Genomic DNA, 10400 nt, shown 5'->3' with positions numbered 1-10400 from the left:
ATAGAGAAAAATTTCGGCGAAAAAACGCGCATAAAACTCTGGATCATTCTGAAACTGAACTTCGGTAAAATAAATTGGTAAATCTTCCCGTTCTGGTAGAAAGACTCCATCGATGCGAAAGGATAATTGTTTCACCTCTACTTGACAAGTTTCAATCGTGAGCGGTAGTCCACGTTCTGCACGAACTTCAAGGCAAGCGATAATCGCATCTCTGATATTTTCCAGAGCTTCTGCTCTCGTTTGACCTTGGCTGACACAACCCGGAATACTGGGGCATTCTACAACCCAAACCCCATCCTCGTCACGGTCAAGTGTTACAGTCAACTTCATAACTTCTCACCATAATCTCCCAGCTTATATTTTACCTATTAGGGTCTAAGTTGGTTAAGTAGCGATCGCTAATTCTTGCTAAACAGCATATAGAATAAGGGTTTTGAAGAAAAGCGTCAAGAAGATAAGGAAATTATATCGCTGCTGGGGAAAGTCGTCCCTCTACCGGTTCAAATTCGTCCTCTAATAGCCAATTTTCCGCTTCCTTGTAACTCGCGCTGGTGAATACCACCTGATAACCCTCAGACGGATCGTACACGCGACAGTTTCCTGAAGATTGAGCGAGTAAAAGCAAGATATAGGGAGGAGATAGCAGCGGATCGCTCCAAACCTCGGCAAAATTCCAATTATTATCGGCTAGGTTGGGTGCGGGGGATAACGTCATAGGGGTTTTCTGCATCGAGCCAATGTTTTCTAGAATGGGGAGAGAATTAATTGCCATCGCTCCATGATTCAGAGTATTTCGTCCTCTTGGTTGTCTGAGTATTCCTCGGCAGTTGCCGCGGGAATTTGCGCTATTTTAGTCTTTTTTGGTTGGTTATGCCTACACTTTAACCTGATCGGCCTAGCTTTCATCCTACTACCGATCGCCTATGTGGTGGGAGGATACGAAAGTACCCAAGCAGGATTAACGACTTTATTCGAGGAAAAAGAACTGGATGTGGACCTCTTAATGATTGTAGCGGCGTTGGGAGCGGCGATTTTGGGACTCTGGGATAGTAATTACTATCTCATCATCGATGGAGCCATTTTAATCCTGATTTTCGCCATTAGTGGCGCATTAGAACAGATTGCCATGGCGAAAACCGATCGCAATATTCGTTCTCTCATGGCTATGACTCCCGATACTGCTAGATTAATCACGGGAGACGGCGAAAAAGAGGTTCCTATCAAGCAATTAAACATCGGTGATACAGTTTTGGTCAAACCGGGTGAATTAATCCCCATTGACGGCATTATTATGGAGGGAAACAGTCCCATCAATCAAGCGCCAATTACGGGGGAATCGCTTCCCGTGGATAAAACCATCGGGGAAGAAGTCTTTGCGGGAACTCTCAACGGTTCGGGAGCGCTACGTTTAAAGGTGGAAACTCCCCCCGAAAGTCGCTTAATTGAAAGGGTGATTCGTTTGGTAGAAAAAGCGCAAAATGAATCCCCTCCCTCCCAACAGTTTATCGAAGGTTTCGAGCGGGGTTATGCGAAAATTATCGTGATTTTGGGCTTAATTTTCGGGATTTTACCGCCTTTTTTCTGGGGTTGGACCTGGGAAACCACTATCTATCGGGCCTTAATTTTTCTCGTGGTGGCCTCTCCCTGTGCTTTAATGGCCTCAATTATGCCAGCTTTGTTATCGGGTATCGCTAACGGGGCAAAACAGGGGATTTTATTCAAAAATGGCGCAAGATTGGAGATGATCGGCCGCATACGAGCGATCGCTTTTGATAAAACCGGCACTCTCACCCTTGGTAAGTTGCAAGTGGTGGAAATTATCCCCATCCATGCAGTTAGCGAAAATGAGGTGTTAGCGGTGGCTGCATCCCTAGAATCCTGTTCCGAACATCCCATCGGAGCCGCTATTACCGCCACAGCGATCGAACGTGGTATAAATTTCTTCAGTGCTAATCAGGTACAAGCGGTATCGGGACGGGGTATCACGGGAAAAATTGCCGATAAGTCGGTATCTGTGGGCAATTTTGCCTATATTCGTGACCATATTGCCGATCTTGACCAGAATATTTTAGCTATCCGCGAACGTTTACAAAAAGAAGGTAAAACCCTAGTTTGGGTAGTACAGGAGAATCAGATTATCGGGGCGCTCGCTGTGGCCGATACCCTTCGTGACTCGGCAGTTAATCTGGTGGAGAAACTAAAAAAGAGCGGTATCGAACATATCGTTTTAATGACGGGTGATAATCAACAAAGTGCCGATAAAGTCGCTAAAAAACTCGGCATTGAGGAGGTTTACGCTGATTTACTGCCCGAAGATAAGTTAAACGTCATCCAAAATCTGCAAGAAAAATATCACACTGTTGCTATGGTGGGGGATGGCATTAATGACGCACCCGCTTTAGCTATGGCTAATGTGGGGATTGCCATGGGAAAAGCTGGTAGTGATGTCGCCTTGGAAACAGCCGATATTATCCTCATGTCCGATAATTTAGCCAAAATTCCCAGTGCTATTAACCTCGGTCGTCGTGCCAATCGCATTGTTAAACAGAATATCACTTTCGCCCTCGCATTTATCGGCATATTGCTAATAGCCAATTTTGCTGGTGATATAACTTTACCTCTAGGTGTCATCGGTCATGAAGGATCGACGGTATTAGTGACTCTCAGCGGTTTAAGATTGTTGAAATAGGGATAAAAATAACGAGAACTATGGGTGAAATACAGGCAATCCGAGGCACAAAAGATATTTTACCGGCGGAGGTCGGTTACTGGCAGTGGTTAGAGGAAACCACTAGCAGAATTTTAGCGACTGCGCTGTATCAAGAGATACGAACTCCTATTTTTGAACAGACGCAACTTTTTGAACGGGGTATCGGGGAAGCGACGGACGTGGTAGGTAAAGAAATGTACACTTTCCTCGATCGCGGTCAACGTTCCCTGACTTTGCGACCAGAAGGAACAGCTGGGGTCGTTCGCGCCTACATTGAACACAAATTACAGGCTGCAGGAGGAGTACAAAGACTCTGGTATAAGGGGCCGATGTTTCGTTATGAACGTCCGCAAGCGGGTAGGCAGCGACAGTTTCATCAAATCGGGGTCGAATTATTGGGAAGTGATGACCCTAGGGCGGATGTGGAAGTAATTACCCTTGCCAGCGAGATATTAAAAGCTATGGGGCTAGAAAACCTAAAATTAGACCTTAATTCCCTGGGAAATGCCCAAGATAGGCAAAATTATCGTCAGGCCTTGCTAGATTATTTGACTCCTTACAAAGCTGATTTAGACGCGGATTCTCAACAGAGATTAGAAAAAAATCCCCTGCGAATTTTAGACAGTAAGGACGAGAAAACCAAGATTATCTGTGAGAATGCCCCCAGTATTCTTGAACATCTCGGCAGTGATTCTCAAAAGCACTTTGAACGGGTACAATCTTTACTAACGGATTTAGGAGTTATCTATAATCTTAATCCCTGTTTAGTGCGAGGATTGGACTATTACACCCATACGGCCTTTGAAATTCAGTCCGATGATTTAGGCTCTCAAGCGACGGTTTGCGGTGGTGGTCGTTATGATGGTTTAATAGCTCAATTAGGTGGTCTAGACACACCAGCAGTGGGTTGGGCGATCGGTTTAGAACGTCTGATTATATTATTACAACAAAAGCAATCTTTATCTTTTTTGGTTCCCGATTTTTATCTCGTCTCCAAAGGAGAAAAAGCTGAGGAGCGCAGTGTGGTATTAGCACAGGAATTACGCAGATTGGGGTTTAGCGTCGAGTTGGACTTAAGCGGCAGCGCTTTCGGGAAACAATTTAAACGGGCCGATCGAGCTAAGGCCGTGGGCTGTATAATTTTGGGGGATGCTGAGGCTGAAAATGGCACAGTACAACTGAAATGGATGGCCACCCAAGAACAAATTAGTCTAACCCAAGCGGATTTATTGACACAAGCAAGGGAATTAAAAGCACAAATCTCTCGGCACAAATCCTAAGTTTTAGCGTCATGGCCAAACATTAGGACTAGGCTAAGATTATGGAATTTATACTGCAAAAACAAGGGGAGAATCACGGACACACAATTTCTACTAATTCCCTAGAAATTGTCTCGGGAAACTATCGTCTCTTGGCCCGTCTGGATTCTCCTTTTGCCCATATTGAAGTGCGTATCGATTACGAATCTCCCGAAAGTAGTGAACGATATACTCATTATTATCGATCGGATGCTGGGGGTTGGCTGGAAATTTTTTCCTATCGAGATTTAGGAATAGGTAGCTGGAAAATTCGCTGTTATGGGGATATTCTGGCCGAATTAGAGGGGCAAGGTTGGCAAGAAACGTTAACTTTAATTGTTACTCCTGTTAAGATCAATTATCTGGCTCAATTAGAACAGTTAATTAAAACCGAAATTGAACCTTTATTGGTACTAGAATCCTCTCCAGAGATGGTAAAATTAGAACTGGCTGATTTAACCAATAATTCCGCCTTTGTTTTTGATTTATGCCTACCAGAGGAAACAATGACCGCTAGAGAAGGGGTAACTCTAGAACTGCCGGAACCTGCTAATATGAAAAAGAGCCTTCAAAGTTTATCTAATCGCAATTATGCACCCCTACCTCCGAAAATATCTGGTGCTAATTCTCGCCGAAAATCACCGCAACTGCCCCCAATTCCTAAAAATAAATAGGGTCTGCTGCAAAAGTTTGTCGGTGGGATTAGGAGTCGGTCGTCGGTCGGGAAAGTCAGAACAAGGAGTATATGGTTCGCATACCTACCCATAGAAGACCCACCCATCCGGGCCAGATGCTGAAAGAGGAATTTTTGCGGCCGATGGGAATCACACAACGTCAACTCACCGATGCGATCGGAGTTTCCTACCGGCAAATTAACGAAATCGTCAACGGTCGTCGGGGGATTACCCCTAGCACCGCTTTAAGACTAGCTAAATACTTGCAAGTCTCGCCTGATTTTTGGTTAAATCTTCAAATCCGATTGGATTTGTTTGATATTAAACAAAAAGAGAGCGAGCAAATTGAAAAAATTCTTCCGTCCCCTACAACAGTAATTACGAGCGAGGGAGGGAGTTAATCAGACTCTTAAAAACTGATTTGGTGTTAGCTAGGGTTTAACCTTTCTTTAATCTAGTGAGGCAGCAACTTAAACCTAAGATTTTTTCAAGAACTTCTGACGAACTCGCGAGATTAATAGGTCTAATTCCGGTAACTTCAATAACATCGCACCGAGAAGGAATAAACCCACCGCTACTGTCGAAGCAAAACCTAACTGTAATAATTGTAGGAAAATATTACCAGCACCAAAAATCTTTTCCCAACCCCAACTAGCACCCCAACTAGCAACACCAGAAAGCATTGTAATTACCGTTAATCCCAACAAGGATAAACCCCATTCTCCTAGAGGTAAACCCCCTAAACGACGATTTAAAATCACCGTAAAAATGCCCATAGAAAGGATATTAACCCCCACGGTGGCTAAAACAATCCCCGGAGTACCAAAAGGTTTATACAAGAGGAAATCCAGCACACCATTAAGAAAAATATTCACCATACTCACCTTAAAGGGAGTGTCGCCATCCCCCAAAGCATAGAACACTCGTACTAAGACATCGCGGCCGAGATAGAAAAACATCCCGAAACCGTAGGCCATTAATACGGGAACCACCTGTTCCGAGGCAGCCAGATTAAAGGCACCCCGTTGATAGATAACCCGCACTACCGGGAAAGCGAGGGCGATAAAGATAGCGGTGAAGGGTAACATGGTTAAAGCCGTCAATAATAAACCCTGACGGATTCTTTGCTTCAATTCTCCCCAATTTTCCGGTTCCGTCAGTCGAGAAAATATCGGCATAAACGGCACGAGAATCATGTTAGACATGATGCCCAAGGGCGTGAGAACGATAAAACTGGCGTAACGCATAGAAGCGGCGGCATTTTCGATAAAAGAAGCGAAAAAGAGGTCAGTATAAACGTTAATATGCAACATTCCCGAAGATAAGGTCGCCGGAATCATCACCCGCAACACCTCCGATACCCCCGGAATCCGCCAATCCCAACGAAATGTTAATTTTCCTAAACCTGACTTGACTTGTGCGCCCACTTGTGCTAACCATTGCCAGAGCGCCCCGACGAGAGTACCCCCGGCGAGGACAAAACCCCCTAGTTGAATATATTGCGGCTGATCAATGCGATCGCCAAGTAACCAGGCCAGCAAACCCACCCCGAAAATCACCGCCACACTGGAAAAAAGCGGACTGAGACTCGGTAGCCAGTATTGGTCCGCCGCGTTGAGAGTACCGAAACCGATGCCGATTAAACCGGCTAAAACCGCCATGGGGGCCATAATTTGCAGTTGTTGAATGGCCATGCCACGGGTGGCGGCATCTAAACCGGGAGCGAGAACATCGATAAAAATATTGGCAAAAACGATTAAAAAGACGGTGACAGCTAATAAAATGACACTGACTAGGGTGGTGACAGTCTCCACAATCGGTGCGGACTCGGATTTATCTCTTTTGGCCAAAACACTGACCAAAGCGCTGTGAAAGGGGCCGTTAATACCACCGAGGAGAATTAACAGAAAACCGGGGATAACGTAGGCAAAAGCGTAGGCGTTCACCACTGGCCCAACACCGTAGGCAGCGGCGATTACCTGTTCGCGGACTAAACCAAAAACCTTACTGATTAAGGTGGCAACGGCGACAATTCCGGCAATACCGGCTAAGGAACGGGTAGCTTTCTTAGTAATGATGACACCTCGAAAGAAAACAACTGCATTGATTGATTCTACCCGTTTCTGTGTTCCCGCAGAAAAGCGATCGCACTTATATTTAAAAGGGTGAAAGGTATAGGGGACGCACCCTACAAGATTGCGATCCCACAATTAATTATAATCATCCCTAATGGAATAGTTTGTCGGGTTTCTACAAGAGCGGCGATCGGACTACAGAAAAAGCGATCATCTGATAGAATATCATAGAGGAAATATTGTTACTTAGTCATTATCTTATTATTGATCTCGATTAATGTCTAAATTATCTCAAGTTCAAAAGATAGCTGAATTTTTAAAGCAGCATCCAGGAGAAAAATTTAATGCAAGACAAATTGCAGAAGCGATTGTTGCCAAGTATCCCGAAGACTATCAGGAAAAGCGAAATAATGAAAGATTTCCCAGCGATAGGGCTTTTATTTCTCAGGTTGTCGCTGAAATTGGCTCAAATAAGGATAGTATTATCAAGAAAGATCCCCATATTTGCTGGCAGGATAAACCTCGTCCAAGAATTTACTGGTATGATAATGAAAAATTGATTGATCAAGATTCTTCCTACTTTACTGTCTCTCAAAATAACAACGAAGATAGTGAGTTAGAAGAAGAAATTTTTGTCCAATCTCTTCCGTACACAAAAGTTTTATCAGAACTAGAGCTTTATCCCTTTTTAATTGATTTTCTCAAAATAGAATACAAGCTTTATTGTCAAAGAATTGATGATAAACGCTCTAAGAATCAACGGGGAGCAGGCGGAAATCAATGGTTACATCCTGATATTGTGGCAATGCAGGCAATTGATAAGGAATGGCATGAGTTGGTCAGAACTTGCGTTCAAGAAGGAGAAGGAAGAAGAGTGAGGCTCTGGTCTTTTGAGGTTAAAAAGGAACTGAATAGCTCTAATATTAGAAGTAGCTTTTTTCAAGCAGTTAGTAATTCTAGTTGGGCTAATGAAGGATATTTAGTCACAACTTCTATAACTGATAATATTGAACAAGAACTGCGTATGTTGTCTGCACTTCATGGAATTGGAGTCATTATTCTAGATACGGAAAACCCTTCGGAAAGTGAGATATTTTTACCAGCAAAATCTAGGGCAGAAATTGACTGGCAATCAGTGAATCGTATTGTGGTTGAAAATGATGATTTTAAAGATTATATTGAGCTAGTTTCAACTTATTACCAAACTGGAAGAATTAGAAGTCGGGATTGGAATAAAATTTGATAGATTTTCATAATCCCCGACCTTGGTGATTAAAACCCTTAACCGTTTGTTTAGATAGGGCTTGCTGAATAATGGTAAAACCCTTTTAAAATCAGGTCTATCTATTAAGGTAACACAGCGATCGCAATTGCCAAGGCTAAAGCGATCGCGGTTTTAAAGTTTAATTAATCAGAATACGGCGATCGCACTGAAGGAAAGTGTCTCTAACGCGATCGCCAAAGGTTTAAGAATGCGAGGGATTGATGTTACAATGTCTTCAGAGAAAGGGTTAATAGGGGTTTCTAAGAAGGAATAGTTAGCTTATGCTTTATTGCAAAGCCGAGTCATTTCCACTTTTGATGATGGCAATCGCTGATGCTTCTACGCTCTGTGCTAACATCTTCAATACTATAAGTGTTTTTGCTTTATGAAAAATCAGTTATTAAAATTAGCTTTTGAAGTAGAAATTGAAGAAGGGGAGCAACTCAATCTTCCCAGTTCTGTTGTGCAAGGAATTGGTAAAGGGAAGTGGGTGATTACTATTCAGCCCAAAACCTTAGTTGGCGATCGCCTTCATTCTTCATTCCTAAATAGTTATGCCCCAGAAGACGAAGGTTTATATGACGACTATTAAAGGAGGTGAGTTCTGGGTTGCCAAAATTCTATTTACTGATGGTACATCATCAAAAAAAAGACCCGTTTTGATTCTTTGGGTTGACGGAGATGATGTTGTTGTCACGGCAGTAACCTCAGCAATGCCCCGAACACAAACAGATATATTATTAAAAGATTGGGCTAACAGTGGTTTGAGGGTTCTCTCTACTGTACGTTTATCTCGTCTTGATTGCTTGGAAAAAAACTTACTGCTTGCTAAATTGGGAAGAATTTCAAGCGAAGATGCTGTCTATCTACTTAAAGCTTGGGACAATTATATTAAACCTCAGTTTTAAGTGATCGCCGTTTTAAAGTTTAATTAACAAGAAGATAGCGATCGCACTGGAGGAAAGGGGTTCTAAGGCGATCGCCAAAGGTTCAAGGATGCGAGGGATTGATGGTACAAAGTCTCCTGAATAGATATTAATTGAGGCTTTCGATAAAGAACGCATATAATAGGCCAATGAAAATAAAAGGGTACGTTAATTGCACCCTACGCGATTGGCGATCGCTCTGAAAGTCCTTATCGGTCTGATTGGGGTGCGACAATGTACGAATTTCACTGAATGCCAACGGTCATTAGAATTGGACATTTTCGGTTTCACTTCTATTCCGATGAAGGTTCCGAACCGCCACATATTCATGTACGTTCTCCTGATGGTGAATGTACATTTTGGCTTGAACCGATAATCATTTTAGCTTCCAATCGTGGTATTCCTGCTCATGAGCGACGGGAAGTGGAGAGGCTAGTTTATAAAAATCAAGATCTTTTAAGGAGTGCTTATCATGATTTCCACAACCGTTAATTCCATGATGACCGTTGAGCCTGCCGCTATTCGAGCCTGGGCAGAAGAACGCATGATATATGTTGAACTTAGTGATGGACGTATTATCGGTTTTCCTGGCGATCGCTTCCGCATCTTGAAACAAGCGACGAATGAGCAATTGGCGGCGGTTAAAGTTGAAGTAAACGGCTATGCCTTACGGTGGGAAGAATTAGATGAGGATATTACAGTTCCGGGGATTGTCGCTGGTCATTTTCAATTACCACCTTTCTAATCTGTTTTGAGGGTATAAATTTTTAGCTTATATTAACATTAACAAAGTCCAAGAGGTTACTAATGACTCAAGCGATTCGCCAAACAACTTTTGTTCAATCGGATGGTCGGCTAGAAATTCAGTCAGTTCAGCTTTTCCCTGGGAGAAAGGTAGAGGTTATTGTTATTCTTGAAGATCACCCTGAAATTACCTCAGCAGAAGCTTTAGCGATTAAGAGATTAGAACATTTAGGTAATTCAAGGGAATGGATAACTAGAATTGAAGCAGAGGAAGATATTGATGAGGATGAGTTAAGGTAATGGGTTAAAAGTTGTGGCTACTAAAAATCATTATTTGGTGCAATATTTAATGGGTAAATTGAAGGGGTGTCGTGCCATTAATATTGATTGGAATGGTGTTAGTTATCGTCTGGTTTATCAAATTCATGAAAAATCTAGTCCAAAACGAGTGTTGATTTTAAGTTTTGCGGAACATGATCCTGCTTAGGAAAAGGCAAACCAAAGAAAGCAATAATATTAGTGATAGCGGTAGGATGTGTTAGCGTAACGTATATAATATGAAAATATAGGTTCTTCCGAACTTACACTGTAGAAAATTCCTCAAGCTCCCTCTCTGCCCAGCAATGCTCTAAAGTTGATAAATATCAATCTAACAAAAACTCAAAGCCTTAGTATACAAGCTTTACAAGCATGAGTTGTTGATAGTTTT

At 42.6% G+C, this 10400-nt stretch carries 15 protein-coding genes; 11 read left to right on the top strand and 4 right to left on the bottom strand.

The window, feature by feature from the left end; genetic code table 11:
* Together IM319_RS17175 and IM319_RS17170 are read right to left on the bottom strand one after the other, a co-directional pair.
* Positions 1–330 (bottom strand): DUF2887 domain-containing protein (locus IM319_RS17175; protein ID WP_287736396.1); only part of this gene is annotated, 330 nt, incomplete at its 3' end.
* A gap of 133 nt (positions 331–463) precedes the next feature.
* Positions 464–772, bottom strand: coding sequence for a hypothetical protein (locus tag IM319_RS17170; protein WP_287684688.1), 309 nt, complete (start codon positions 770–772; stop codon positions 464–466).
* A 6-nt stretch (positions 773–778) separates the two neighbouring features.
* On the opposite strand from IM319_RS17170, the gene IM319_RS17165 reads away from it, so the two are divergent.
* The 4 genes from IM319_RS17165 to IM319_RS17150 all read left to right on the top strand — a co-directional run bounded on the left by IM319_RS17165 (position 779) and on the right by IM319_RS17150 (position 5083).
* Positions 779–2689 (top strand): heavy metal translocating P-type ATPase, encoded by a 1911-nt coding sequence (locus IM319_RS17165; protein WP_287736395.1) that lies wholly within the window; start codon positions 779–781, stop codon positions 2687–2689.
* 20 nt (positions 2690–2709) lie between these two features.
* Entirely contained in the window at positions 2710–3990 is a 1281-nt protein-coding gene (gene hisS / locus IM319_RS17160) for a histidine--tRNA ligase (protein WP_287736394.1), read from the top strand.
* Positions 3991–4031: 41 nt separating this feature from the next.
* The gene (locus tag IM319_RS17155; protein WP_287736392.1) at positions 4032–4682 is read left to right on the top strand and encodes a hypothetical protein; all 651 of its coding nucleotides are present in this window, start codon (positions 4032–4034) and stop codon (positions 4680–4682) included.
* A 71-nt stretch (positions 4683–4753) separates the two neighbouring features.
* Entirely contained in the window at positions 4754–5083 is a 330-nt protein-coding gene (locus IM319_RS17150) for a HigA family addiction module antitoxin (protein ID WP_287736391.1), read from the top strand.
* A gap of 75 nt (positions 5084–5158) precedes the next feature.
* On the opposite strand, the gene murJ is transcribed toward IM319_RS17150, so the two are convergent.
* Entirely contained in the window at positions 5159–6790 is a 1632-nt protein-coding gene (gene murJ, locus IM319_RS17145) for a murein biosynthesis integral membrane protein MurJ (RefSeq protein WP_287736397.1), read from the bottom strand.
* A 244-nt stretch (positions 6791–7034) separates the two neighbouring features.
* Here murJ and IM319_RS17140 point away from each other — a divergent pair, with 244 nt between their 5' ends.
* The 3 genes from IM319_RS17140 (at position 7035) to IM319_RS17130 (ending at position 8929) form a co-directional block, all read left to right on the top strand.
* Complete coding sequence (locus tag IM319_RS17140; protein WP_287674661.1) at positions 7035–8000, top strand: COG2958 family protein; 966 nt, start codon at positions 7035–7037, stop codon at positions 7998–8000.
* 406 nt (positions 8001–8406) lie between these two features.
* Positions 8407–8613, top strand: a complete 207-nt coding sequence (locus tag IM319_RS17135; protein WP_287736389.1) for a hypothetical protein — start codon at positions 8407–8409, stop codon at positions 8611–8613.
* Positions 8600–8929 (top strand): type II toxin-antitoxin system PemK/MazF family toxin, encoded by a 330-nt coding sequence (locus IM319_RS17130; RefSeq protein ID WP_287722567.1) that lies wholly within the window; start codon positions 8600–8602, stop codon positions 8927–8929. Before IM319_RS17135 ends, IM319_RS17130 begins: the two co-directional genes overlap by 14 nt.
* Before the next feature lie 12 nt (positions 8930–8941).
* Here the strand turns inward: IM319_RS17130 and IM319_RS17125 are convergent, their stop codons facing one another.
* Positions 8942–9085 (bottom strand): hypothetical protein, encoded by a 144-nt coding sequence (locus tag IM319_RS17125; protein ID WP_287736388.1) that lies wholly within the window; start codon positions 9083–9085, stop codon positions 8942–8944.
* A 114-nt stretch (positions 9086–9199) separates the two neighbouring features.
* Between IM319_RS17125 and IM319_RS17120 the strand changes: the two genes are divergently transcribed.
* From IM319_RS17120 to IM319_RS17105, 4 genes are all read left to right on the top strand, one after another.
* Entirely contained in the window at positions 9200–9439 is a 240-nt protein-coding gene (locus tag IM319_RS17120) for a DUF4160 domain-containing protein (RefSeq protein ID WP_287736387.1), read from the top strand.
* Positions 9420–9692 carry a DUF2442 domain-containing protein gene (locus IM319_RS17115; RefSeq protein WP_287722572.1) on the top strand — a complete coding sequence of 91 codons (273 nt, stop codon included), beginning with the start codon at positions 9420–9422 and terminating at the stop codon, positions 9690–9692. The genes IM319_RS17120 and IM319_RS17115 overlap by 20 nt, the downstream gene beginning before the upstream one ends.
* Before the next feature lie 62 nt (positions 9693–9754).
* A complete protein-coding gene (locus IM319_RS17110; RefSeq protein WP_287722573.1) occupies positions 9755–9991 on the top strand; it encodes a hypothetical protein in 237 nt (78 codons plus the stop codon).
* Between the two features lie 13 nt (positions 9992–10004).
* The gene (locus IM319_RS17105; protein WP_287722582.1) at positions 10005–10178 is read left to right on the top strand and encodes a hypothetical protein; all 174 of its coding nucleotides are present in this window, start codon (positions 10005–10007) and stop codon (positions 10176–10178) included.
* The last annotated feature ends 222 nt before the right edge of the window (positions 10179–10400 follow it).

Origin of the sequence: Microcystis sp. M113S1 (assembly GCF_020246945.1) — a bacterium.
Classification (GTDB): domain Bacteria; phylum Cyanobacteriota; class Cyanobacteriia; order Cyanobacteriales; family Microcystaceae; genus Microcystis.
The sequence above is the reverse complement of the archived record's forward strand: the minus strand, read 5'-3'. Positions and strand labels throughout refer to the sequence as shown.